Source organism: Litchfieldella anticariensis FP35 = DSM 16096 (genome assembly GCF_000409775.1).
GTDB classification, from domain to species: domain Bacteria; phylum Pseudomonadota; class Gammaproteobacteria; order Pseudomonadales; family Halomonadaceae; genus Litchfieldella; species Litchfieldella anticariensis.
The window spans coordinates 58058-80885 of the sequence record NZ_KE332394.1; the positions used below are offsets into that span (position 1 = coordinate 58058).

Annotated in this window: 23 protein-coding genes and 1 riboswitch; of the genes, 15 read left to right on the forward strand and 8 right to left on the reverse strand. The window is 60.6% G+C overall.

Annotated features, from left to right (window positions below):
• The first annotated feature begins 199 nt into the window (after nucleotides 1-199).
• Entirely contained in the window at nucleotides 200-2005 is a 1806-nt protein-coding gene (locus L861_RS20140) for an acyl-CoA dehydrogenase C-terminal domain-containing protein (protein ID WP_016418504.1), read from the forward strand.
• Nucleotides 2006-2145: 140 nt separating this feature from the next.
• On the opposite strand, the gene L861_RS20145 is transcribed toward L861_RS20140, so the two are convergent.
• Nucleotides 2146-2586 (reverse strand): MerR family transcriptional regulator, encoded by a 441-nt coding sequence (locus tag L861_RS20145; RefSeq protein ID WP_016418505.1) that lies wholly within the window; start codon nucleotides 2584-2586, stop codon nucleotides 2146-2148.
• A 74-nt stretch (nucleotides 2587-2660) separates the two neighbouring features.
• Between L861_RS20145 and L861_RS20150 the strand changes: the two genes are divergently transcribed.
• Nucleotides 2661-3110 carry a hypothetical protein gene (locus L861_RS20150; RefSeq protein WP_016418506.1) on the forward strand — a complete coding sequence of 150 codons (450 nt, stop codon included), beginning with the start codon at nucleotides 2661-2663 and terminating at the stop codon, nucleotides 3108-3110.
• A 58-nt stretch (nucleotides 3111-3168) separates the two neighbouring features.
• Here L861_RS20150 and L861_RS20155 read toward each other — a convergent pair whose 3' ends face one another.
• From L861_RS20155 to L861_RS20185, 7 genes are all read right to left on the reverse strand, one after another.
• Nucleotides 3169-3876, reverse strand: a complete 708-nt coding sequence (locus L861_RS20155) for a tellurite resistance TerB family protein (protein WP_016418507.1) — start codon at nucleotides 3874-3876, stop codon at nucleotides 3169-3171.
• 103 nt (nucleotides 3877-3979) lie between these two features.
• A complete protein-coding gene (gene cobO, locus L861_RS20160; RefSeq protein ID WP_016418508.1) occupies nucleotides 3980-4588 on the reverse strand; it encodes a cob(I)yrinic acid a,c-diamide adenosyltransferase in 609 nt (202 codons plus the stop codon).
• A gap of 158 nt (nucleotides 4589-4746) precedes the next feature.
• Nucleotides 4747-6735 (reverse strand): putative bifunctional diguanylate cyclase/phosphodiesterase, encoded by a 1989-nt coding sequence (locus L861_RS23800; protein ID WP_016418509.1) that lies wholly within the window; start codon nucleotides 6733-6735, stop codon nucleotides 4747-4749.
• Between the two features lie 369 nt (nucleotides 6736-7104).
• Nucleotides 7105-8127 (reverse strand): alpha/beta hydrolase, encoded by a 1023-nt coding sequence (locus tag L861_RS20170; RefSeq protein ID WP_016418510.1) that lies wholly within the window; start codon nucleotides 8125-8127, stop codon nucleotides 7105-7107.
• A 27-nt stretch (nucleotides 8128-8154) separates the two neighbouring features.
• Nucleotides 8155-8457, reverse strand: coding sequence for a helix-turn-helix domain-containing protein (locus tag L861_RS20175; RefSeq protein WP_016418511.1), 303 nt, complete (start codon nucleotides 8455-8457; stop codon nucleotides 8155-8157).
• A 35-nt stretch (nucleotides 8458-8492) separates the two neighbouring features.
• Entirely contained in the window at nucleotides 8493-9569 is a 1077-nt protein-coding gene (locus L861_RS20180; RefSeq protein WP_016418512.1) for a PA0069 family radical SAM protein, read from the reverse strand.
• Between the two features lie 74 nt (nucleotides 9570-9643).
• Nucleotides 9644-10108: a hypothetical protein gene (locus tag L861_RS20185; protein WP_016418513.1), complete on the reverse strand. Its 465-nt coding sequence runs from the start codon at nucleotides 10106-10108 to the stop codon at nucleotides 9644-9646.
• A 238-nt stretch (nucleotides 10109-10346) separates the two neighbouring features.
• On the opposite strand from L861_RS20185, the gene cobT reads away from it, so the two are divergent.
• The 13 genes from cobT to L861_RS20250 all read left to right on the forward strand — a co-directional run bounded on the left by cobT (nucleotide 10347) and on the right by L861_RS20250 (nucleotide 22824).
• A complete protein-coding gene (gene cobT, locus L861_RS20190; protein ID WP_016418514.1) occupies nucleotides 10347-11414 on the forward strand; it encodes a nicotinate-nucleotide--dimethylbenzimidazole phosphoribosyltransferase in 1068 nt (355 codons plus the stop codon).
• Complete coding sequence (gene cbiB, locus L861_RS20195; protein WP_016418515.1) at nucleotides 11411-12388, forward strand: adenosylcobinamide-phosphate synthase CbiB; 978 nt, start codon at nucleotides 11411-11413, stop codon at nucleotides 12386-12388. Before cobT ends, cbiB begins: the two co-directional genes overlap by 4 nt.
• A complete protein-coding gene (cobD, locus tag L861_RS20200; RefSeq protein WP_016418516.1) occupies nucleotides 12388-13476 on the forward strand; it encodes a threonine-phosphate decarboxylase CobD in 1089 nt (362 codons plus the stop codon). Before cbiB ends, cobD begins: the two co-directional genes overlap by 1 nt.
• Entirely contained in the window at nucleotides 13473-14024 is a 552-nt protein-coding gene (locus L861_RS20205; RefSeq protein WP_016418517.1) for a bifunctional adenosylcobinamide kinase/adenosylcobinamide-phosphate guanylyltransferase, read from the forward strand. Before cobD ends, L861_RS20205 begins: the two co-directional genes overlap by 4 nt.
• Nucleotides 14021-14779 (forward strand): adenosylcobinamide-GDP ribazoletransferase, encoded by a 759-nt coding sequence (cobS, locus tag L861_RS20210; protein WP_016418518.1) that lies wholly within the window; start codon nucleotides 14021-14023, stop codon nucleotides 14777-14779. The genes L861_RS20205 and cobS overlap by 4 nt, the downstream gene beginning before the upstream one ends.
• On the forward strand, nucleotides 14731-15369 hold the full coding sequence (locus L861_RS20215) for a histidine phosphatase family protein (RefSeq protein WP_016418519.1): 639 nt from the start codon (nucleotides 14731-14733) through the stop codon (nucleotides 15367-15369). Before cobS ends, L861_RS20215 begins: the two co-directional genes overlap by 49 nt.
• Nucleotides 15321-15749, forward strand: a complete 429-nt coding sequence (locus tag L861_RS20220; RefSeq protein ID WP_016418520.1) for a bifunctional adenosylcobinamide kinase/adenosylcobinamide-phosphate guanylyltransferase — start codon at nucleotides 15321-15323, stop codon at nucleotides 15747-15749. Before L861_RS20215 ends, L861_RS20220 begins: the two co-directional genes overlap by 49 nt.
• A gap of 43 nt (nucleotides 15750-15792) precedes the next feature.
• Nucleotides 15793-16008: riboswitch (cobalamin riboswitch) on the forward strand.
• Between the two features lie 110 nt (nucleotides 16009-16118).
• A complete protein-coding gene (locus L861_RS20225; RefSeq protein ID WP_016418521.1) occupies nucleotides 16119-17975 on the forward strand; it encodes a TonB-dependent receptor domain-containing protein in 1857 nt (618 codons plus the stop codon).
• Nucleotides 17976-18070: 95 nt separating this feature from the next.
• Nucleotides 18071-18970 (forward strand): cobalamin-binding protein, encoded by a 900-nt coding sequence (locus L861_RS20230; protein ID WP_016418522.1) that lies wholly within the window; start codon nucleotides 18071-18073, stop codon nucleotides 18968-18970.
• Nucleotides 18957-19967 carry a FecCD family ABC transporter permease gene (locus L861_RS20235; protein ID WP_021029245.1) on the forward strand — a complete coding sequence of 337 codons (1011 nt, stop codon included), beginning with the start codon at nucleotides 18957-18959 and terminating at the stop codon, nucleotides 19965-19967. The genes L861_RS20230 and L861_RS20235 overlap by 14 nt, the downstream gene beginning before the upstream one ends.
• A gap of 1 nt (nucleotide 19968) precedes the next feature.
• Entirely contained in the window at nucleotides 19969-20736 is a 768-nt protein-coding gene (locus L861_RS20240) for an ABC transporter ATP-binding protein (RefSeq protein WP_016418524.1), read from the forward strand.
• A 19-nt stretch (nucleotides 20737-20755) separates the two neighbouring features.
• Complete coding sequence (gene cobO, locus L861_RS20245; protein WP_016418525.1) at nucleotides 20756-21367, forward strand: cob(I)yrinic acid a,c-diamide adenosyltransferase; 612 nt, start codon at nucleotides 20756-20758, stop codon at nucleotides 21365-21367.
• An 11-nt stretch (nucleotides 21368-21378) separates the two neighbouring features.
• Nucleotides 21379-22824, forward strand: a complete 1446-nt coding sequence (locus L861_RS20250) for a cobyric acid synthase (RefSeq protein ID WP_035569075.1) — start codon at nucleotides 21379-21381, stop codon at nucleotides 22822-22824.
• Nucleotides 22825-22828 lie beyond the last annotated feature (4 nt).

A 22828-nucleotide genomic window follows, 5' to 3' on the forward strand; every position in this document is an offset into this window, starting at 1 on the left:
GGGAAGTGGGAAGTGGCCAATAATTCTTCTTTCTTCTTTTCTTCAGTCGCGAAGCGACGTTCTTCAACCTTCCTTCTTCCAGGCGCGCAGCGCCGTACTAATTTAAACGAACGCTTGACTGTGGGTGCTGGGCCGGCTAATTTCAAACATATGTTTGAATTGGCTTGGCTGCCTTGCATCGTTTTCAGGAGTGTTCGACATGCCCGACTATCAGGCCCCCTTGCGCGATCTGCGTTTCGTGATGGACGAAATGCTGGAATTCCCTGCTCATTATGCTCGCCTTCCGGGCGGGGAAGAGGCGTCGCCGGATGTGGTGAGTGCCATTCTCGAGGAAGGGGCGCGTTTCGCTCGCGAGGTATTGCTGCCACTCAACCGGAGCGGTGATCGGGAGGGTTGCCTGCTGGAAGGCGGGGAGGTCAAGGCGCCCAAGGGCTTCAAGGAAGCCTATCGGCAATATGTCGAAGGCGGCTGGCCGAGCTTGTCCGCCGAGCCGGAGTTCGGTGGTCAAGGTTTGCCACCTTCGCTGGGCATGGTACTTAGCGAGATGATTTGTGCCTCCAACCTGGCTTGGGGGATGTACCCAGGGCTTTCCCACGGTGCCGCCGATGCCTTGCGTCATCATGGCAGCGACGAGCAGAAGGCTACCTATCTGACCAAGTTGGTCGAAGGGGTATGGACCGGCACCATGTGCCTGACCGAGCCGCATTGTGGTACCGATCTGGGCCTGATCAAGACGCGTGCCGTACCGGCCGCTGACGGTAGCTACGATATCACCGGCACCAAGATCTTCATCTCGGCCGGCGAGCACGACCTGGCCGAAAATATCGTCCACCTGGTGCTGGCCAAGCTGCCCGATGCTCCGGAGGGTTCGAAGGGCATCTCTCTGTTCGTGGTGCCCAAATTCTTGCCGGATGCCGATGGTAATCCCGGTGAGCGTAATGGCGTGGCTTGTGGCTCGTTGGAGCACAAGATGGGCATCCACGGCAACGCCACCTGCGTAATGAATTTCGATAATGCCAAAGGCTTTTTGGTCGGCGCACCGAACAAGGGGTTGGCCTGCATGTTCACGATGATGAACGTGGCGCGCATCGGTGTCGGCATCCAGGGGCTGGGGCTTGCCGAGGCCAGTTTCCAGAACGCCCTGGTGTATGCTCGCGACCGTCTGCAGATGCGTGCACTTTCCGGCCCCAAGGCGGTCGACAAGCCTGCCGACCCGATCATCGTGCATCCCGATGTACGCCGTATGCTGCTGACCCAGAAGGCGTTTGCCGAGGGCGGGCGCATGCTGGTGATGTATACCGCGCAGATGGTCGATCTGGTCGAGCATGGCCAGGATGCCGCCGAGCGTGAACGCGCCGAGCTTTTGCTGGGCCTGTTGACTCCGGTCGTCAAAGCCTTCCTGACCGAAACCGGTTTCGAGGCCACCAATGAAGGTGTGCAGGTGTTCGGTGGCCACGGCTTCATTCAGGAGTGGGGGATGGAGCAGTTGGTGCGCGACGCGCGCATCACGCGTTTGTATGAAGGCACTACCGGCGTCCAGGCGCTTGACCTGCTGGGGCGCAAGGTGCTGATGTCCCAAGGTGAAACGCTCAAGGTCTTCACCAAAGAGATTCACAAGTTCTGCCAGGCTGAAGCCGACAACGCCGAACTCAAGGAATTCATCGCACCGTTGGCCAAGCTCAACGGTGAGTGGGGTGACCTGACCATGGGAGTCGGCGTGAAAGCCATGCACGATCGCGAAGAAGTGGGGGCCGCCAGTGTCGACTATCTGATTTATGCTGGCTACGTGACCCTGGCTTACCTTTGGGCGCGTGCCGCCAAACAGGCGCAGCAGTCCCTGGGTGGTGAGGAAGATGCCTTCTACAAGGCCAAGCTCGACACCGCGCGTTTCTTCTATCAACGCCTGTTGCCGCGTACCCGTGCCCACGCCCAGATGATCCAGGCCGGCGCCGGATCGCTGATGGCGATGTCTGCGGAAGACTTCGGCCTGGGATTCGAAATCTGATCCATCGTGGGGCTAGAAAGCCCAACCATGCTCGCAAGTACGCCCCACCACATGGGGCGTCATAGAACACTCTCGGTCAGGCGCTCTGACCTTCTCTTCCTGGCGGCCTATTGGCCGCCGAGCTTGATGAAAAATCTGGGCTAGCGACTTCCATCGGATTCCTGCTTCGCCAACTCCTTGAACACCACACAGTTGCGCCCCGGGCCGCCGCAACACGCTTCCTCACACTGGTCGACGAATACCTCGAGATTTCTCTCCAACTCGTGCAATTCCGCCAGCTTCGCGCGCACGTCGGCGAGACGCGCGCTGGCGATGTCGCGCACCTCAGTACAATCGCGGTCAGGGCTGATCGAAAGTCCGGCGAGCAGCTTTACCTGCTCGATTGGAAAGCCAAAATCCCGGCAGCGGCGGATGAAGATCAGGCGTTCCAGGTCGGCGTCCTCGTAGACGCGCTGGCCGCTCGCGCTACGGCTCGGCTTCGGCAAGAGCCCGATTTCCTCGTAGTACCTGATGGTTGGAGTGGTAACCCCGGCGGCCTTGGCGAGGGCACCTATGCTCAACACGCGGACGCGGACACTCATGGCTGAGATTCTCCTATTGCCCTTCAAGTTACTTGAAGGATTAGAATCTTATCCAGAGGGATGAGGAGCGCAATATGATTCAGGCACCCCCTGCCAAACCTTCCTGGCCAAGGGCGATCGGCATCGGAATTGCGGTGTCGGTTCTCACCGCCATCGTCATGGTGACCTTGTTGAAGGCCGGTGTCTCGCCCTTCCCGAAGCCACCTTCCTTGGCCTTTGCCGAGACCCTGCTGGGGCGAACGTTGCCGATGCCGGTCGGCTTGCTCTTCCATACGGTCTACGTGACCTTCTGGTCGGTCGTGTTCGTGCGGTATTTCCCGCGCAAGAACCTCCTGACCGCACTAGGCCTAGCCGCCGTACTGTGGGTAGTCATCCTGGTGGTGTTCTTCCCCATGGTGGGCTGGGGACTCGCCGGGCTGGCGATCGGTCCCAAGCTGATCCCGGCTTCCGCCCTGCCGCACCTGTTGTTCGGCCTGCTGCTATGGGGGCTGGACCGCTACTTTGGCAGGCACGGCGGACCATGACACATCATGAACGGAGGCCGGCGACCTGCGCGATGGCATGGGGAAGGGGCGGCTGGTGTCATTCAGCGGCAGCCAACGCCTGGCGTTCCAGTTCCGTTGTCATGGCGGGCTCCAGCCCCAAGGCTTGGGCAAGTTGATCGAGCCAGGCACGCTCCATGGGATTCTGGTCATCGATCATTGCCACACTGGCCAGGTATATCTCGCGAGCTGCCTGCGGCGAGTCGGCTTGCTTGGCCAGGGCTTCGGCGTCCAAGGGGGCTTGGAACTGTCGCTCGACCCAGGCGTGCAACTCCTCGTCGGCCCCCATGGAATCGATCTGCTCGGTGAGCTGGGCACGCTCGTTCTCGTCGATATGCCCGTCAGCACGTGCTGCCATGATCATTGCCTGCAGGATTTCCAGGCTGCGCTGTTCCTGCTGCTGGCCCTGTAGCCGCTCCAGCGGCTGGCCTTCCCGCGCATCGTCACCCTGGCCGGATTGATAGTTCTGCCAAGCCTTCCAGGCCAGCATGCCCACGCCGGCTATGGCACCATACTTCAATGCCTTGCCGCCCATCTTGCGGCCACGCTTGGAACCGATCAGCATACCCAGAGCACCACCGCCCAACAGACTCTTCATGTCGACACCGCTGCCGCCTGCCTGGCCTTGACCGCTGCCGACTTGGGAAGACAGCCCCTTCATCAGCCGATCGACGTCGAATCCGCCGCCTTGCGATTTGCTACCGCCGGCTTGCTTCATGAGTTGGTCGAGAATCCCCTTGGCGTTCATCTGATACTCCATGTGAAGTCTGAAAAAGTCTTGGGATGCTGATGATTCAGCAGCCATACCTCTGGTTTGGAAGCTGCGATAGCGCGGAAGTTCGTCGCTGGTATCAATAATCGATGCCGCGTCGAGCCTGGATCCCACTGTTGAAGGCGTGTTTGGTTTCCTGCATCTCGGTCACCGTATCCGCCATGGCTAACAATTCACGATGAGCGTTTCGCCCGGTGACGATCACTGTCTGTTCGGTGGGGCGATTTTCCAGCGCTATCTTCAGTACCTCGAATTCCAGGTAGCCGAACTTGAGCATATAGGTGATCTCATCGAGCACCACCAAGTACACGGAAGGGTTAGCCAGCATGCGTTCGGCTTCGTGCCACACCTCCTGACACGCCTGGGTGTCGGTTTCGCGGTTCTGGGTTTCCCAGGTGAACCCGGTCGACATCACCTGCACCTCGAGATTGTCGTCATCGATCAAGCGTTCGCGCTCACCGCATTCCCACAATCCCTTGATGAACTGCACCACGCCGACCTTGTAACCGTAGCCCAATGCGCGTGTCACCGTACCCCAGGCCGCTGTGGTCTTGCCCTTACCGTTGCCAGTGAACACCAGCAGCAGGCCACGTTGTTCGGTGGCGTTGGCGACCTTCTCGTCTACATGCGACTTCAGTTTCTGCATCGCCTTCTTGTGGCGTGCTTCGCGATCATCACTTTCACTCATCTGGGGCTCCGCAAGGAAATGGGCTGTGATGCCAACAGCCTACGTCAGTGCAGGCTTAGCGTCAGCCATGACTCGCTGGGCTCAAATGCCCATCAAGCGGATCCGTGTCAGAAGCTCGGGGGAAGGGGGCAAACCCAGCCGGGGCGGACATCTCATGATCAGTCGTTGTCGGCTTCGTCCAAGCTGCCACTGTATTCCAAGGGGGCCCAAAGGCGTCCCTGGAGTATGTCGCAGCCCTTATGGCGAAGAATAATTGCTTGCTCTCGTGTCTCCACACCGTTGGCGACCACTTGCAGCCCCAACTCATGGGCCATGATGATGAGGCTGCGCACGATCGCCTGGCAGTGCGTATTGTCAGTGATGCCGTCGATGAGTGTCTTGTCGAGCTTGATGGTGTCGACCGGGAAACGGTGAAGTTGGGTCAGGGCGGAAGGGCCGCTGCCGAATTCGTCGATGGCCAATCTCACCCCCATCCCCTTGAGGCCATGCAGAATATCGCTGGCCCGCCGGGGATCGCTCATCAGCACGTTTTCGGTCAGTTCTATCTCCAGCATCTTGCCGGGTAGGCCACTATCGATCAGGGCATCTCCCACCTTGTCGACGAGATCGTCGCGCAACAACTGTGTCGTAGAGATATTGAGGTTCATCTTCAGGCCGACCCCCGAGTCCAGCCAGCTACGCCCCTGGTGGCAGACTTTCTCCAGAACCCACTGTCCGATGGAAGCGGTCAGGCCGGATTCTTCGGCGGCATGTACCAGTTGCTGCGCCTCCATCGAGCCGAACCGAGCTGAATTCCAGCGTGGCAGTGCTTCCACGGCAAGTACCTGTCGGGTGTGCGCGCAGATCAAAGGCTGGTAGAAAAGCTCCAACTCGCCACGTGGCATGGCTTCGCGTAGTGCGCCACGTAGAGCGAAGCGATCCGGTTCACTGCGCTGCAGCTCAGGGATGAAGATCTGATACTGCCGGCATCCGTTGCGTTGGGCCTGTCGAAGCGCAAGGCTGGCATTGCGTATCAGTTCGTGGACCGTGCGGCCGTGGTCGGGAAACAGGCTGATGCCAATGCTGCAAGTAGAGAATACCTTATGACCGGCCAACTCGACTGGTTCACTGGTCCAGATCAACAGTCGCTCGACAATTGGCTGAATCTCTTCCGTGCGCGTGATGCCCGGAAGTACCACCAGCATCTCGTCGCTGCCTAGCCGGCTGACAATCTGGCCCTGCCGTAGACAGCGCTTGATACGCTGTGCGGTCCTGTGCAGGAAATAGTCGCCCATGTCGAGACCCAGCGAGTCGTTGATCGATTGCAGACGGTCGACATCGATGTGCAGCACCGCCGTCTTGGATTCGCTATTCGTCTCATTGGCGATGAGCTCTGCCAGGCGGTTTTGGGCGTGTTGTCGATTCGGTAGACCTGTCAATACATCGTGGCCAGCGTGATTGGCAAGTTCCGTCAGCATGTCGTGGCAGAGCTGCTGGGAGGCATTGAGCGCGTGTTCGGCCTGGGCCCGGCATTGAGCTTCATGGCGTAATACCTGGGCTTGTTGCTGGAGTCGGGTCACCTCACGTAGCTGTAGGTGAGGAGGGAGCAGACAGTAGTTTTCGGCCGGCAGCACATGCGAATGGTGGTCGCATATGGCATCGAGCGTTTCTCTGTCGGTGGTCTCATGAAAGTTGGCGATGGCATAGGCGCACAACAGGGTTAGCGATGAGCGGTGGCAGGCATCATGCCAAAGCTCTTCCAGGCGTATCGCCGCCTCGGCGTTGCCGGCCTCGCAAAGCAGATTGACCAGTTCTCCGAAAGCACGAATGGGTCTTGGGAGCGCGGAAGATGAGGTGAGACCAGCAAGCACATGGCGTTCGAATAGCGTTTCGTCGGGCATGCCATCACGCATGATGGCATTGAGCGTGATATGGGCATCGAGAGCAATGAACTCGCCATTGGCGATGGCAGAGTGGATGTCCACTCCTTTGGTCTTCAGTCGTTGGGTGATGGCTTCCAGATGCGGGGCGGTCAATATCACCAACAACCGATTCCCGGCCTGGGCCCCAGCATGCAGATAATCCGCCACAACATCAGCGAGGAAATCGTCGTTCTCATAGAACTGAACGATATGGTCGTGTGCCTGGCACTGGGCTGCTACTTGCATGTGATATCCTTCTACATGAAAGCATTTCTTGTAATGTAATCAGCCGCACTTTATTAGTGGTTGTTGATGTAGACTGTGCTTGACGTTGAGAGCGTGCGTCTTCAGTACCCGAACTCTTTTCTTTATCACGCACTTTTCAGGCTGTCAAAGCCCCCTCTCTAGGCGATCTTTTGATGCCTTCCACATTTCTTGCGCATTTTGTCGGGGTTTCCTTAGCTTAGCAGCGCGACCATTCTTCGCGACCTACAGACGAACGACGAAAGTGTGAGAAACTCATACTGTGAGGTTTTCCTCATGGCTCAGTCGTACTCTTGGCTGGTACGCGGCGTGCCTTCCGCTCCAACCGTTCGGTGGCCGTCGGTAGCGCGGTTACGAGCCGCAGAGTATCCGTTTGGCATCGTTGACGCTGACTTCGTCGCCAGAAGGTAGCGGTGCCATGGGGTCTAGCAGCCAGGCGGCGATGTCGTCGTGGGTCAGGTGACGCTGGGTATAGCGCGTCAGCATATGGTAGCCAGCGGGATAGAGTGCCATTCGCCAGGGGGTGGTGTCGGCATTGGGCAAACGCTCGAGCATATCGCAGATCGCCTTTCTGGGGATGATCTGATCTTCTTCGCCGTAAAGGATCAGGGCTGGGCCGGGGAGCTGTGAAGCGGCTTGAAGCGCTTTATCCATCATCATCGTCAGGCCATACAGGGTATCGACCCGGGCGCTGCGCAGGATCAAGGGATCCTCTGCCAGGCGGCGCTTGATCTCGGGATCGTCGGTGGGTTCGATACCCAGGCGTTGGGTCAACCTGGCCGAAAAGGTATAGGAAGGATATAGGCGAACGCTGAGCCATAGCCCCATGCGTTGATACCAGGGCATGGTGCTTTGGCCCCACACGGCGGGTGAGATCAGTACGCTGCCGTCGACGGGTGGTGGATCGTCGTCGGCCATGGTCAGTAGAACCACGGCGGCCCCCATGCTCTTGCCGACGAGATACAGTGGTGTTTCGGGATAACGCTCGCGTAGCAATCGTGCAATGGTGTCGACGTCTTTGGACAGGCGCTCATCGCCTGGCCACAGGCGGCGCTGCGCTGTGGTGCCGAAGCCGCGCTGATCGTATGCATAGACCTCGATGCCATGGTCGGTGAGCGCATTGGCCAGAATCTCGAAGCTGCCACCGTGGTCGTTGAAGCCGTGTACGGCGAGAACGACGGCTCGTTGGTGACCTTCGGTCGTCCAGTGGGTGAGAGGCAGGCGATAGCCATCACTGGCAGTTACCCAGAAACTCTCCAGACTGGCAGCCGGGGCACCTGGCCCAGGGGCCTGGATGACCGCGCGACTACCGCATCCCCACAGGGTCAGCGGCAACATCAGGAGCAGTAGTAGTGAAATGAATGGGCGATCCATGTCGCAAGATTAGCGAATCGAGAAAGCTCATGGGTAGCCCAAGGAGTCCTTGATGTGTGTCAGATGGTGCATGATCCAGCGTCGGTTGATAGCCCCCCAATCGCGAATCACATAGCGGCCGATATTGTTCGGCGCTCCGGGATGGCGCTCGAATTCGCAGACGATGTCCAGTTCGGCCAGGGAGTTGATGGTGTCTTGGGCGGTGCGCCTGGGCATGCCGGTGGTTTCGGTCAATGTGGGCACACTGGTGGCGACGCCTGTATCGATCAGGTAGGCCACGTAGAGGCGGCGATAGAAACTGGACTTGGTCTTGCTGAGCTTGCCGGCCATGATGCGTTTTCCGATGAGGCATGATGAACGCCATCTTAACCGAACAAGTCGCCTTGAGCGCGGGGAGGAACAAAGGCCCCGCAATCCAGCTCCGCTTCGGCTCGGCCTTGCATGCCAAATCGACGGCTGGCTTTAGCGAAACGTTGTGCCAGCAGATCGGCGAAGACGCCCTCGCCACGCATGCGTTTGCCGAAACGAGCGTCATAGTTTTCGCCACCCCGGCATTGGCGTATCAGACTCATCACCTTGGCAGCGCGTTCCGGGTAGTGGGTAAACAACCATTCCTCGAACAGGGGGGCAACTTCGTGTGGTAGGCGTAGCAACATCCAACCGGCAGTTCGAGCACCAGCCCGGCAAGCGGCTTCCAGCAGATGTTCCAGCTCGTGATCGTTGAGGCCGGGGATCACCGGCGAGATCAGGGTGCCTACCGGGACACCGGCGGTATTCAGTTCACGCATCACCTTGAGGCGTGCCTGAGGAGAGGCAGTACGTGGTTCCAGCGTTCGTTTGAGGTCGGCGTCCAGACTGGTGAGGCTGATGAAGACACGCACCAGACGACGTTCGGCCAGAGCGGACAATACGTCCAGGTCACGCAGGATCAGGGCGCTCTTGGTGATCAAGGTGACCGGATGCCGGCATTCCAGAAGCAGCTCGAGAATCGCACGGGTAGTACGGCGTTCGGCTTCCAGGGGCTGATAACAATCGGTATTGCCGGATAGGCTGATGGGGCGGCAGACATAGCCAGGTTTGCAAAGTTCCTCGCGCAAACGTTCCAGCAGCCCAGTGCGCGCAATCAAGCGCGTTTCGAAGTCGAGTCCGGGCGAGAGATCCCAGTAAGCGTGACTGGGGCGGGCGTAACAGTAGATACAGCCATGCTCACAGCCGCGGTAGGGGTTGAGCGAACGGTCGAAGGGCAGATCGGGTGAACGGTTCCAGGATAAGGCGCTCTTGGTCGCTTCCTCACGTACCTCCGTGACGATACGTGTCGGAGCTTCTTCCTGCCACCAGCCATCGTCGACCGCTTCGCTCACCGTGGGAGCGAAGCGGTTGGGTGGATCATAGGTGGCGCCGCGGCCTTTTCTGGCAACGGGAAGTGACTTTTGCGAGGTCATGGAATCTCTCCAGATACTGTATATAAAAACAGTATAGGAGGGAGTTCAACGATCCTCAATGAACTGATTGGGGCTCAGTAATCCTCGAGTCGTTGCATGTCGCGGGCGATGCGTCTCACTTCTCCTTCGTGTCCCGTGGCCAAGGCAACGAAGAAGTCACGCTCCGCTTCGATGCTGGCCCGGTCAGCGCGGTGCATGTAAAGATCCTGCAAGGTCTTGTGAGTGGCCAGAGCGGTGGCCAATACGTCCTGCACGCTGGCACAATCCATGCACTCTGGCAGTCGGTCGAGTACCGGTGGATGAGGAAAGTCGGCTGGGTCGTCGAACCAAGTGTCGAGTACGTTACAGTGGTCGTTGCCGTCGTTGAAATAGCCTTGTAGGCCGGCTTGCATCTTGCGTTCGCGTTCGGCCAGATATTCGAGTGCCATGCGCACCCGTTCGCTGACATTGCTGGAGGCGAGTTCAGAATACTGATCGCCGAGGCGTGCATGGTAATCCGCTGCCCAGCGCACGAGGTCCTTGACTTGATGGAAACGCATGGTCGTCTCTCCTGTCGTGCCAACGTGCGCTTCGCCAACGAATGCCAGCGTCGCGTTGGATCGTTCTTTCCTTGTCATCCTAGCTGAGCCCTGCGCGAGAGACTTGACGGGTATCAAGCTCTTCTCGTGTTTTTGCGCTTGGGGCATTCGATGCATGATGAATCTTCTTTGCTACTATTAGCGTTTTCCTATGGGCTCACTCGCATTGGGCCCTCGAGAAGACATGCCAGGAGTGGCCGTGCTGAACGATACCTTAGCCAGAATCACAGGATCGGACCGGGAAACCGGTCGCCGGGTCACCGACTATCTCGATACCTTGACCAAACCGCCGGGTAGTTTGGGACAACTGGAAATCCTGGCCGTCCAGCTTGCCAGCATGACTGGCGATGACTTTCCTCGAGTGACACCGCCCGCCGTTGTGGTCTTTGCCGCCGATCATGGTGTTGCCGCTGAAGGCGTCTCGGCTTTTCCGCAGGAAGTTACCGCGCAAATGGTGGCCAATTTCGTGGCTGGCGGTGCCGCCATCAATGTCTTCGCCCGCCAGATCGGGGCGCGAATCGAGGTCATCGATGTGGGCGTGGCGTCCGAACTTGCAAGTGGGGAGCTGGCGCAGGGTGCCGTGGATGAAAAGGTACGCTCCGGCACTGCCAACTTCGTCGAGTCCGATGCCATGACTCGCGCCGAGGCAATACAAGCGATCGAGTCCGGCATTCGCGCAGCGAATCGAGCGCTCGATGCCGGTTGTCGTTGCCTGATCGTCGGTGAAATGGGCATTGCCAATACCAGCGCCAGTAGTGCCGTGCTGGCAGTATTGAGCGGTGAACCGGTAGCCGCAGTAGTGGGGCCGGGAACAGGAATCGAAACCTCGCGGCTCGCGCACAAGCAAGCAGTGATCGAGCGCGCTATTGCGGCGCGTCAGCCTCAATCCGGCAATCCTCTGGAAGTGCTGGCAAAACTGGGCGGGCTAGAAATGGCGGCGATGGCCGGCGCCTACCTTGGCGCGGCGGCACGCCGTATGCCGGTGCTGGTCGATGGTTTCATCGCCACCGTGGCGGCACTGGTGGCATGCCGACTGTGTCCCGAAGTGCGAGGATTCATGATATTCGGTCATCGCTCCCGCGAGCCGGGTCACGATATTGCCCTGACATCCCTGGATGCCAAGCCTCTACTCGACCTGGAACTGCGTTTGGGAGAAGGCACTGGTGCGGCGCTGGCCTTTCCATTGCTGGAGGCAGCGACGCGCATGTTGGCTGAAATGGCGACCTTTGCCTCGGCAGGGGTCGCCGCCGGCGAGTCTGGAGAATGAACGTCGAGCCACTCTCGCTATGGGGCATGACGCTACTGTTGGCAGCAATCTTCCTGGATCTGGTGCTTGGCGACCCGCGTTGGATTCCACATCCGGTGGTCGGCATGGGCAAGTCGATCGCCACGCTGGAGCGCGCCTGGAATCGTGGGGAACCGCTGGCGCGACGATTGATGGGCGGCCTGTTGACTATCGTGGTGGTACTTGGTGTCTACGGGGTCGCTTGGTGGGTGATCGAGATGCTGACACGTTTGAACCCCTGGCTGGGGTTGGCAGTCGAGTTGTGGCTGCTAGCTACCACCCTGGCTATCAAAGGATTGGGAGATGCCGCACGGGCAGTCGCTAGCCCCTTGCTGAAGGGGGATATCGTGGCGGCCAGGCGGGCACTGTCGATGATCGTCGGTCGCGACACCCAGGATTTGAGCGAGGCTGAGGTGGCACGTGGCGCGGTGGAGACGGTGGCCGAGAATACCGTCGATGGCATTACGGCACCGTTGTTCTGGGCTTTTCTTGGTGGTGCGCCGCTGGCGTTGGCCTACAAGGCGGTCAATACCCTGGACTCGATGGTCGGTTATCGAAGCGCCCGCTATGCCGATTTCGGCTACGTCTCAGCGAAGTTGGATGACTTGGCTAACTGGCTGCCGGCGCGCTTGACCGCACTGTGTCTGTGGATTGCCGCGCTGGCGATACCTGAAGCGAGGTGGCGAGGGGGGCTGGCCGGCACCTGGCGCGATGCTCCCCATCATCCTAGTCCCAATGCCGGATGGCCCGAGGCGATGATGGCGCGGCTACTCGGCGTGCAGCTCGGCGGCACCAACACTTATGCCGGTCAGCCTTCACATCGGGCACTATTGGGCGAACCACTCGAGTCTCTCAATGGTAGGCATATCGCGCGGGCCATCCGACATATGCACGGTGGCTGGATTGTCTTCGTCATACTGTTGGGAGTATTGGCCCTGGTAGTCGGAGGACATTGATGACCATGCAATGGCCCAGTCACGGTGGACGTCCCGAGCAAGTACTGCCCCGCTTCGGTCTCGACGAAGATCGGGACGTGCTGGACTTCAGCGCTAATATCAATCCGCTGGGACCACCGGCCTGGCTTGGGGAGCGGCTGGTCGCCGAACTGTCAGGGGTCGAGGCCTACCCCGACCCGAGCTATGGCGCTGCACGCCAGGCCATTGCTGAAACCGAAGGCATTTCGGCTTCCCAAGTGCTGCTGACCAACGGCGGGGCGGAAGCAATCTTCCTGACAGCGGCCCTGCATGCCGGCAAGAGAGCGACCATCGCGCAACCGACTTTTGGTGAGTATGCTCGGGCTTGTCACCATTACGGGCTCTCGGTGAGCGAGCTTCACCTTGAGTCAGACGACTTCGTACTACAGGAGTCGCAAGCGGTGAACGCCATGCGCGTCACCAATGTAGTGTTCCTGTGTCGGCCCAACAATCCCACCGGTACCGTGGTCGAGCGCGCGTTGATCGAACGTATGCTGGAGGAGGGCGAGCGCCAAGGGAACGTATTGGTAGTGGACGAGGCCTTCGTCGACTTTGTCGCCGATCCCGTCGAGCGGCTGACGCCGTTGCTGGAACGCCATTCCAACCTGATTCTGCTGCGATCGTTGACCAAGCTGTACGCCATTCCAGGACTGCGACTCGGCTATCTGCTGGCCAGCCCGGATAGGGTATGCCGAATGGCCGAGCTTCAGATGCCATGGAGCGTAAACGCACTCGCCGCTGCTTTGGTCGAGCCGCTGCTGGCGGATGAAGGCTTCGTGACTCGCACTCACGCTTGGCTGCAAGGGGAGTTGCCTCGCATGCGCAAGGCGCTGATGGCTCTCGAGTTTCGAGTGGCGCCCTCGCAGGTCAATTTCCTGCTGCTGCAGGACACTCGACATCCCGCGGAGACCGGCGCCTTGTTCGAGTTTTTGTTGCGTGCTGGCATCCTGGCGCGCCATACCCATAACTTTTCTGGATTGGATGGCGCCTGGCTGCGGGTGGCGATTCGCTCCGCCGCCGACAATGACCGCCTGCTGGAGGCGCTAGAAGCATGGAGACGACGAACATGATCGCTTTCGTCAGCGGTGGCGCACGTTCGGGCAAGAGCGCACGGGCCGAGGCTCTGGCACGGCGCTGGCATCAGGCCAGAGGTGGTGAGCGCTACTACTTGGCCACCGCCAGGCCTACGGACGGTGAAATGGTGGGGCGCATTGCCCGACATCGTGAAGCACGCGGCCCGGGATGGACGACCCTGGAAGAGCCGGTGGACTTGGTGGCGGCCCTCGACCGAGTGGCGCCGGGCAGCACGCTGCTGCTCGACTGCCTGACACTGTGGGCCAGCCAGGTGCTCTACGCCAGCGACCTCGATGAGCGACAAGCCCTGACCATGCTCGACACCATGCTGTCGTGGGCCAGGGCCCGGAATATCGCGCTGGTGGTGGTTTCCAATGATCTCAACGAGGAGGTGCCGCCGCGCGATGCCGAGGTCAAGCGTTATGTTGCCTTTTTGCAGCGAGCGCATCGTCGTGTCGTCCACGAGGCCGAGTTGGCGATCCAGGTCGTGGCCGGACTCCCCATGTACTGGAAAGGAAACGAATGGACAGGGAAGGCCCAATGAAGGACGCCGGCTATGGTTCGCTGCTGGCACTGCAGTTTCTGACCCGCTTGCCGGTGCCGGTTCAGTGCCCATGGAATGCCGGGACCAGCCGTTGGGCGGTGCGCTGCTATCCACTCGTGGGGCTGCTGCTGGGTGGCATTTTGGCACTTGTCGGCCATCTGCTCGGTACTTGGTTGCCGCCCACGTTGCAGGTACTGGTCTTGCTTAGCTTGTGGGTGGCGCTGAGCGGGGGGCTGCACCTCGACGGCCTGATGGACGTGGCCGATGCCCTGGGTAGCAACGCCCCATTGGAGCGCCGCTGGGCGATCATGAAGGATCCTCACGTGGGTAGCTTTGGGATCATTGCCCTGGTGTTCCTGCTGTTGTGGAAAGCAGCGCTATTGTTGGTGCTGCTGGAGGCGGGGATGAGCCTGGCCGTGTTGGCAGTGATCCTGGCGCTGGCCCGTTTTGGTGCCGTGGCCCTGCTGGTATTGGCGCCGGCAGCACGACCCGAGGGTATGGCTTGGGCATGGAAGCGACATCTTGGCCTTCGCGATCTGCTGCTGGCGCTGTGGCCGCTACCATTGTGCTTCTGGCTGTTGCCCGGTTGGTTGCTGCTATTCGTCGCCCTGGTACCGTTTTTACTGCTGTATGGCTGGGGCATGACGCGGGCTTTCAAGGGCATCAACGGTGATATCGTCGGTGCCGCCATCGAAGGAGGAGAACTATGGCTGCTGCTGATCGCTTGGATCTGGTGGTCGTCCGCCATGGGCTGACTGCCTGGAACCGCGAGCGGCGCTATCAAGGGCACCGAGACATTCCACTGGCATTGGAGGCACATGAAGCGCTAGCCATATTGCGCGACGATTTGGCGCGTTTCGACTTCGGTATGGCGTACTGCAGCGATTTGACCCGTTGTCGCCAGACGCTCGAGTTTCTGCTCGACGAGCGCGAGGAGCCTGTCGAGCCATGTTTCGATGCCCGGTTGCGTGAACTCGACTTCGGCGACTACGAAGGCAAGTGCTACGAAGAACTCAAGGATTTGCCGGCCTACCGGGCCTGGATCGATAGCCGGGGCGAGCAGGCGCCGCCTGGCGGCGAATCGGCAGAAGCATTGCGTCAACGTCTCGAGGCCTGGCTCGGTGAATTGTTCGCCGAGGCGAGGCACGAAGGGCATCGCCAGGCATTGGTGGTAACACATGGCGGCGTGATCCGCGAACTGCGCCGACGTTTCGAGGCCATCGACTTCTGGGAGGGTAGCGTCGGCCAGGGTGAGGGCCGCTGCCTGACCTTTCTTCATCGACACGGAGGCTGGCAATGCAGCTCTTCATCGGCGGTGCCTATGCCGGCAAGCGCACGGCGGTAAGGGAACGTTTTGACTCGCCATTCTGGTGTTCGGCCTATGACGGCAAGGGGCTTGACGAGTGGCGCTCTGCTATTGGTACGGAGCACTGTCTGGTGCTCGAGGGCTGGGAAGAATGGTTGAAGACCGAGTTGGCCTCCGAGCCCGATGACGATCGGGTCAGGGAACGTATGCGCGGAGAGCTGGAATCGATCCGGGCCCAGGAAGATGTCCATGGCTTGCAGGTGGTGCTGATCATGCTGGAGATGGGACGTGGCATCGTCCCTCTGGATGTCGGCGATCGCCGGCTGCGCGACTTGGCCGGCTGGCTCGCCCAGGACGCCGCTACTCACTGCGAACATGTCTGGTATGTCTGGAATGGTCTGGCAAGGCCTTTGGTTTGATCTAGAACGAGTTATGTGCGTTGATCTTTCCCTAGGGCGTTGCTAGGTTACGCCCACTCTCAGGTGTTGGTGGAGCCAAGCTTCGCCAGTGAAACGGGAAGTCGGTGAGCAATTCTCGCGATTCCGACGCTGCCCCCGCAACGGTGATCGAGTCAAGGAAAACCCAGTGCCACTGTGCTGCCGCACGGGAAGGCGGTTTTCCGGGACGTGCCAACGTCCACTCGTCAGTCCGGAGACCGGCCTGGAGAGGCATGCCTGGTTGCGGTGGGTGACCGAAGGGCAGGGCAGACTCCGCACCACGTTTCCCCTTTCCTTCTCGCTACACCGGGCCATTCAATAGAACCCGTGCGGGTGAGCAAGGGAAACATAATGAAGACGAAAACCATGCGTCAGTGGGGACTGGCTGCCTTGTGCCTGAGTGCCGTGCCCATGGTCGTTCAGGCCCAGGCTACCGATGAAGATGCCGATAGCGATACCTCGCTGAACCTCAACCCTCTGATCGTTACCGCCACACTAGCGCCGCGTACCGCCAATGAATCCCTCTCATCCGTTACCGTGATTGACGAGGAAACCCTGCGCCGCCAGGATCCCGTCAGCATCACTGATGTATTGCGCGGCCAACCGGGGGTAGATGTATCCAACAACGGCGCCTTCGGCAAGAACAGCAGTGTCTTCATGCGTGGTACCAACGATGACTCCACCCTGCTGATGATCGACGGTATCCGGCTACGTTCATCTACCGCTGGAACCCCCGCCTGGCAGTTTCTGGAACCACGCATGTTCCAACGTGTGGAAATCGTGCGCGGCCCGCGCGGCAGCCTGTACGGTGCCGATGCCGTGGGTGGTGTGGTGCAGCTATTCACCCCCGAGGGTGAAGGCGGGCCCAGCCCAAGCATTTCTGCCGGCGGTGGCTCCTTCGATACCCAACGTTATAGCGCCACTCTTTCCGGCAGCAGTGGCGGCACTCGCTACAGTTTTGCCGGCAGCCGTTTCTCCACCGATGGCAGGGAGGTCGTACGTGGCGAAGGAGACATGGGTTACGACAACACTACCGGCTTCGCACGGCTGTCACATACCTTCGACAGTGGCGCCGAATTCGGTGTGCTGGGGCTTCGGGCACGTGGTAATACCGAGTTTATCGGCGGTAACACGGACTACGTACAGCAGGTGGCCGGCGTGTATGGGGAACTGCCAGTGACTGGCAATTGGCGTAGCCGACTGACCCTTAGTGAAGCGCGGGATGAAAGCGACAACATCGATGACTTCGGCGATTCCATCATCGATACCCGAACCCGGACCGCGCGCTGGGAAAATACCGTCGATATTGGCCCTCACGAGCTGATTGCCGGTGCCGAGTACAGCAAGGACGATGTCTCTAGTACCACTGACTACGATGAAGATAGTCGCGATAATACTGCCGTCTTCGCCCAAGGATTGCTCGATTTCAGTCCATTCGCAGCGCAGTTGAGTCTGCGCCATGACGGCAATGAAGAGTTTGGCGAGGAAACGACCGGTAGTTTAGCGCTGGGATATGAGCTGGATGATGATCATACCCTGCGTGCCAGTTATGGGACGGCCTTCAAAGCGCCTTCCTTCAACGAACTCTACTGGCCATTTCAGGACTTCGGAATCTTCGGTTCATTTGAAGGCAATCCAGACTTGAAACCGGAAACGTCCGAAACCCTGGAAGTTGGAATTCGCGGCCAGTATCGGCGTCATTTTTGGGATCTGGCGATTTATCAAACAACCGTGGATGACCTGATCGTTACAGAAACGGTGAACAATGCGAGTCGGCCCGCCAATGTCGACAGGGCACGCATTCGTGGTGCCGAGCTTTCTGCCGGAACCGAACTTGATGACTGGACCTTGCAGGCGGCGCTGACCTACACCGATCCTGAAAACCGCGATACCGGCAAGCGTTTGCGGCGTCGAGCCTCCCAGAGTTTGCGCCTGGATATCGACCGTGAACTCGGCGACTGGTTGCTGGGCGGTTCGTGGATCGTGCAGAACCACCGCTATGACGATGCCGCTAACGAGAAACGCTTACCTGGCTTTGGGCTGGTCAATTTGCGTGCCGGTTGGCAGTTCGCGCCACTATGGTCGGCCCGGCTGACGGTGGAAAATATTCTGGATAAAGAGTACTCCACCGCTAGGACTACTGGCGGCGACGACTTCATCAACGCCGGGCGTGCCGCGTTCCTTAGCGTTCGCTTCGGCGCCCAGTGAGGCGTCTCTCTATCCTTCCTGATGGGCGCGCTGTGCTGGCTCTGGCCTCGGCGGGCAATATGGTCAAGTCAATGGGCGGAGTAAGGGCAGGTACAATGAAGGCGGGCATCGAGAGACGTTTTTGGGGGTTGGGGTTGGCATTGTTGCCGGGTGTCGCGGCGATGCCGGTGCAGGCCGAAACCTGTGTCATCGATGATGCCGAGCGTGAGGTATGCCTGGCGCAGCCGGCAAACCGCATCGTGGCCTTGTCGCCCGGGGCCACGGAACTGGTATTCGCTGCTGGTGCCGGCGACCGCGTGGTCGGCGTGGTCAGCTTCAGCGACTACCCGCCCGAGGCCAAGCAGCGCCAGAGCGTGGGTAGCCATACGCGGTTGGACCTTGAAACCGTACTGGCGCTGGAACCGGACCTGCTGGTGGGATGGGTGACCGGCAATCCGCATGAACAACTCGAAAAGCTCCTGCGCCTAGAGGTGCCTCTTTATCTCAGCGAACCGCGTCGTTTCGAGGAAGTCGCCACGTCGTTGGAGCGGTTGAGCACTCTCGCCGGCACCCGCGAGCTTGGCCAGGGCGCGGCCGATGAGTTCCGTGCCGGTGTGGCCGAGTTGCGTGCCCGCCATGCCGATGCACGACCGGTGCGGGTCTTCTATCAGGTTTGGGACGAGCCGCTGATGACGGTCAACGATGAACATCTGATCAGCCAGGCCATGTCCTTGTGCGGCGGCGAGAACGTGTTCGGCGAATTGCCCCGACTGGTGCCGCGTATCGGCGAAGAGGCAGTGCTGACCGCCGATCCCGAGGCGATCGTCGCCGGGGGCATGGGCGAGGCGAACCGCGATTGGCTGGGTGACTGGGAGCGTTACGAGGAACTGAGCGCGGTACGCCGCGACAATCTGTTCTTCGTACCACCGTCGCTGATCCAGCGACCCACGCCACGACTGCTGGAAGGTACCCGAATGCTCTGCGATCACTTGGAGACGGCACGTGGCCGCGACTGAACCGACTCCGACGGCTTGGTCATCGGCCAGGCGGATACGACGCTTGCCATTGGTACTGCTGATCGTAGTAGCGTTAGCGTCGCTGTTGGTGGCGGTGGGGGTAGGAAGTGTCACTATCTCTCCGCAGTCGCTGTGGTCAGTGCTCATGGGGCAGGGCGACCCCCTGTATCGAACCTTGATTTTCGAGCTGCGCCTGCCACGAGCCCTGGCGGCCTTCGGCACCGGTGGCCTGCTGGCCGTAGCCGGAGCGCTGATGCAGGTTCTGCTGCGCAACCCACTGGCTGATCCCTATGTGCTAGGAGTTTCGGGTGGGGCGGCGGTAGCGGCGTTGGCGGCCATGCTGGTCGGGCTTGGTGGCATTGCGGTATCCGGCTCGGCCTTCGTCGGTGCGCTGGTCTCGACCCTGCTGGTCTTCGGCCTGGCACACGGCACCGGTAGCTGGACGCCGACTCGGCTGTTGCTGACCGGGGTGGTGGTCGCTGCTGGCTGGGGAGCGATGATCACCTTCATGCTCTCGGTGGGCCCCACCGAGCAATTGCCTGGAATGCTCTATTGGCTGATGGGTGACCTGGCCTATTCACGCGGCCCCTGGCCGGCGCTTGGGCTGTTGGCGGTCACTTGGCTAGTGCTGATGCCACTTGCGCGCAGCCTCAACGTGTTGGCGCGTGGTCCCTTGCAGGCCGCGGCCCTGGGCGTGGCGGTACGGTCGCTGGAAGGGGCGGTCTACGTCATGGCTAGCCTGCTGACGGCAGTGGCGGTGACCACGGCCGGTAGTATCGCCTTCATCGGCTTGGTGGTGCCGCACATGCTGCGCCTGGTATGGGGCAACGACCAGCGCGTGATTTTGCCGGCCTCGATCCTGGCAGGTGGCACCTTGCTGACCCTGGCCGACACCCTGGCGCGGACACTGATCGCGCCCGAGCAGTTGCCGGTGGGTGTGATCACGGCGTTGCTAGGGGTGCCGACCTTCCTCTACCTGCTTTACCGGAGTCGCTGATATGAGTGTGCTCGAGGCCAGCGGGCTGGTGATCGACGTGCCGGGGCGAGAGGATGGCCAGCCGCTCGACTTCGCTATCGAGCCGGGGCAGCTGTGGGGTGTGCTAGGACCCAATGGTGCCGGCAAGACCACATTGTTGCATACCATGGCCGGGCTTCGCGCGCCGCGCCGTGGGCAGGTGTTGTTGGATGGCACCTCACTCGCGCGGCTACGGCGGCGGCATCTGGCGCAGGCGCTGGGTGTGGTCTTCCAGGAGCGCCAGGACGGTTTTCCGGCTACGGTGAGCGAAACCGTGCTGATCGGTCGCCATCCCTTTCTTTCCCCCTGGCAGCAGGAGGGGACCGAAGACCTACGCCTGGCCGAGGAGGCGATGGCCCGCCTCGAGCTCGAAGACCTGGCAGAGCGTTTGGTGAGCCAGCTTTCCGGTGGCGAGCGGCAGCGGGTGGCGATCGCCACCACCCTGACCCAGTCGCCGCGGCTATGGCTCGCCGACGAACCCACCAATCATCTCGATCTGCGCCATCAGGTAGCGGTGATGACATTGCTCGCCGAACAGGCTCGCAACGGTCGAGGTGTGCTGTTGTGCGTGCATGACCTCAATCTGGCGGCACGTTGGTGCGATCACCTGTTGTTGCTTTATCCCGATGGCGATGCCTGTTGGGGAGCCGCACAGGACATGCTGGTGCCCGACGCACTGGAGCGTCTTTACGACCAGCCCTTGATGGTTGCCGAGATAAACAGCGCTCGGGTTTTTGTTCCGTCAAACTGACGACAGGAGAGAATAAAGGATGCGCGAGAACGCTAAGGATCCCCAGCGCCATGCCGAGCGCATGGCCAGGAAGCAGCGCGTGATGCGCGAACGCATGGCACGAGCCCAGAAGGAGCAGGGGGTATTGCTGGTACTCACCGGCCCCGGCAAGGGCAAGAGCAGTTCCGGTTTCGGCATGCTGGCCCGCGCCTTGGGACACGGCATGAAAGTGGGCGTGGTGCAGTTCATCAAGGGCAAGTTCCGCACTGGCGAAGAGGCATTCTTCCGTCGCCTTCCAGAAGTAGACTACCACGTCATGGGCGAGGGCTACACTTGGGACACCCAGGACCGCGAGCGCGATATCGAGGCCGCCGAGGCTGCCTGGAAGGAAGCCCGGCGTATGCTAGATGACGAGAGCTACGACCTGGTGTTGTTCGACGAGTTGAATATAGCGCTGCGCTACGAATACCTGGATCTCGACCAAGTGCTCGACGATCTCGAGGCTCGCCCGGAGATGCAGCACGTGGTGATCACCGGCCGCTACGCCCCCCAGGCGCTGATCGATATCGCTGATACCGTGACCGAGATGGACGTCGTCAAGCACGCCTTCAAGGAGCAGGGGATAAAAGCCCAGAAAGGTATCGAGTTGTGAGTCGTACCTTGATGATCCAGGGCACCACGTCGGATGCCGGCAAGAGCACCGTGGTGGCGGCGTTGTGCCGTTGGCTGTCTCGGCGTGGCGTGTCGGTGGCGCCATTCAAGCCGCAGAATATGGCGCTCAACAGCGCGGTGACCGAAGACGGCGGCGAGATCGGCCGCTCCACCGCGTTGCAGGCGCTGGCTTGCGGGCTGGCGCCGCACAGCGATATGAATCCGGTACTGCTCAAGCCGCAGAGCGACCGGGGTGCCCAAGTCATCCTGCGTGGTCGGGTGCATGGCAACATGGATGCCCTGGACTATCACGCCTTCAAGGTCGAAGCTCGGCATAGCGTGATGGCGGCCTGGGAGTCGCTGTCGAATCGCTTCGATGTGATCGTCGCCGAGGGCGCGGGTAGCCCGGCGGAGATCAATCTGCGTGCGGGCGATATCGCCAACATGGGCTTCGCCGAGGCTATCGACTGCCCGGTGCTATTGGTAGGGGATATCGACCGGGGCGGAGTCTTCGCGCAACTGGTAGGTACCCTGGAACTGCTTTCCGACTCCGAGCGGGCACGCACCCAGGGCTTCATCGTCAACCGCTTTCGTGGCGATATCGCGTTGCTGGAACCGGGGCTCGATTGGCTCGCCGAGCGCACCGGCAAGCCAGTGCTGGGCACCTTGCCCTATCTGCAGGGGCTGTTGCTGGATGCCGAGGACAGCGTGGGGCTGAGCGGCCGGATGATGGGCGAGCCGGCCCTGCGTGTGGTGGTGCCGGCTCTGCCGCGAATCAGCAATCATAACGACTTCGACCCGCTACGCTTGCATCCCCGTGTCGAGCTTTCTTTCATCGGGCCGAACCAGGCGATACCTGCCGCCGACCTGATCATCCTGCCAGGCAGCAAGAGCACCCGGGCCGATCTCGAGTGGCTGCGTGCGCAAGGCTGGGAAACCGCCATCCGTTGCCACTTGCGTTATGGCGGCAAGCTGTTGGGGATCTGTGGCGGTTTCCAGATGCTCGGACGGTCGGTGCATGATCCCGAAGGCCTGGAAGGCGAGCCTGGGAGTACCCCGGGCTTGGGTCTGTTGGACTTGGAGACGTATATGGTGGCCGGTAAGCAACTGTGCAATGTGCAAGGCGTACTGAATCCCGAGGGCGTGGCCGTGAGCGGCTACGAGATTCATAACGGTATGAGTGAGGGCGCTGCATTGGGCACGCCGCTCGTCATGCTGGATGGCCGAGTGGATGGGGCGGTCAGCGCTGATGGTCAGGTGATGGGCACCTATCTGCATGGCCTGTTCGACCGTCCCGAGGCGTGCCACGCACTACTGGCCCGTTGCGGCTTGGATGACGCCGATGCGGCCGTGGATTACCAGGCGCACCGGCGCCACGAACTGGATCGCTTGGCCGATACCCTGGACGCGCATCTGGACATGGCCAAGGTGTGCCGTTTGCTCGGTATTTCCGGCTGACCGG

Bases quoted from the DNA above. Each gene is read 5' to 3' on its own strand.
- L861_RS20140 (WP_016418504.1), top strand. From the start codon at position 200: ATGCCCGACTATCAGGCCCCCTTGCGCGATCTGCGTTTCGTGATGGAC.
- L861_RS20145 (WP_016418505.1), bottom strand. From the start codon at position 2,586: ATGAGTGTCCGCGTCCGCGTGTTGAGCATAGGTGCCCTCGCCAAGGCC.
- L861_RS20150 (WP_016418506.1), top strand. From the start codon at position 2,661: ATGATTCAGGCACCCCCTGCCAAACCTTCCTGGCCAAGGGCGATCGGC.
- L861_RS20155 (WP_016418507.1), bottom strand. From the start codon at position 3,876: ATGAACGCCAAGGGGATTCTCGACCAACTCATGAAGCAAGCCGGCGGT.
- cobO (WP_016418508.1), bottom strand. From the start codon at position 4,588: ATGAGTGAAAGTGATGATCGCGAAGCACGCCACAAGAAGGCGATGCAG.
- L861_RS23800 (WP_016418509.1), bottom strand. From the start codon at position 6,735: ATGCAAGTAGCAGCCCAGTGCCAGGCACACGACCATATCGTTCAGTTC.
- L861_RS20170 (WP_016418510.1), bottom strand. From the start codon at position 8,127: ATGGATCGCCCATTCATTTCACTACTACTGCTCCTGATGTTGCCGCTG.
- L861_RS20175 (WP_016418511.1), bottom strand. From the start codon at position 8,457: ATGGCCGGCAAGCTCAGCAAGACCAAGTCCAGTTTCTATCGCCGCCTC.
- L861_RS20180 (WP_016418512.1), bottom strand. From the start codon at position 9,569: ATGACCTCGCAAAAGTCACTTCCCGTTGCCAGAAAAGGCCGCGGCGCC.
- L861_RS20185 (WP_016418513.1), bottom strand. From the start codon at position 10,108: ATGCGTTTCCATCAAGTCAAGGACCTCGTGCGCTGGGCAGCGGATTAC.
- cbiB (WP_016418515.1), top strand. From the start codon at position 11,411: ATGAACGTCGAGCCACTCTCGCTATGGGGCATGACGCTACTGTTGGCA.
- cobD (WP_016418516.1), top strand. From the start codon at position 12,388: ATGACCATGCAATGGCCCAGTCACGGTGGACGTCCCGAGCAAGTACTG.
- L861_RS20205 (WP_016418517.1), top strand. From the start codon at position 13,473: ATGATCGCTTTCGTCAGCGGTGGCGCACGTTCGGGCAAGAGCGCACGG.
- cobS (WP_016418518.1), top strand. From the start codon at position 14,021: ATGAAGGACGCCGGCTATGGTTCGCTGCTGGCACTGCAGTTTCTGACC.
- L861_RS20215 (WP_016418519.1), top strand. From the start codon at position 14,731: ATGGCTGCTGCTGATCGCTTGGATCTGGTGGTCGTCCGCCATGGGCTG.
- L861_RS20220 (WP_016418520.1), top strand. From the start codon at position 15,321: ATGCAGCTCTTCATCGGCGGTGCCTATGCCGGCAAGCGCACGGCGGTA.
- L861_RS20225 (WP_016418521.1), top strand. From the start codon at position 16,119: ATGAAGACGAAAACCATGCGTCAGTGGGGACTGGCTGCCTTGTGCCTG.
- L861_RS20230 (WP_016418522.1), top strand. From the start codon at position 18,071: ATGAAGGCGGGCATCGAGAGACGTTTTTGGGGGTTGGGGTTGGCATTG.
- L861_RS20240 (WP_016418524.1), top strand. From the start codon at position 19,969: ATGAGTGTGCTCGAGGCCAGCGGGCTGGTGATCGACGTGCCGGGGCGA.
- cobO (WP_016418525.1), top strand. From the start codon at position 20,756: ATGCGCGAGAACGCTAAGGATCCCCAGCGCCATGCCGAGCGCATGGCC.
- L861_RS20250 (WP_035569075.1), top strand. From the start codon at position 21,379: ATGATCCAGGGCACCACGTCGGATGCCGGCAAGAGCACCGTGGTGGCG.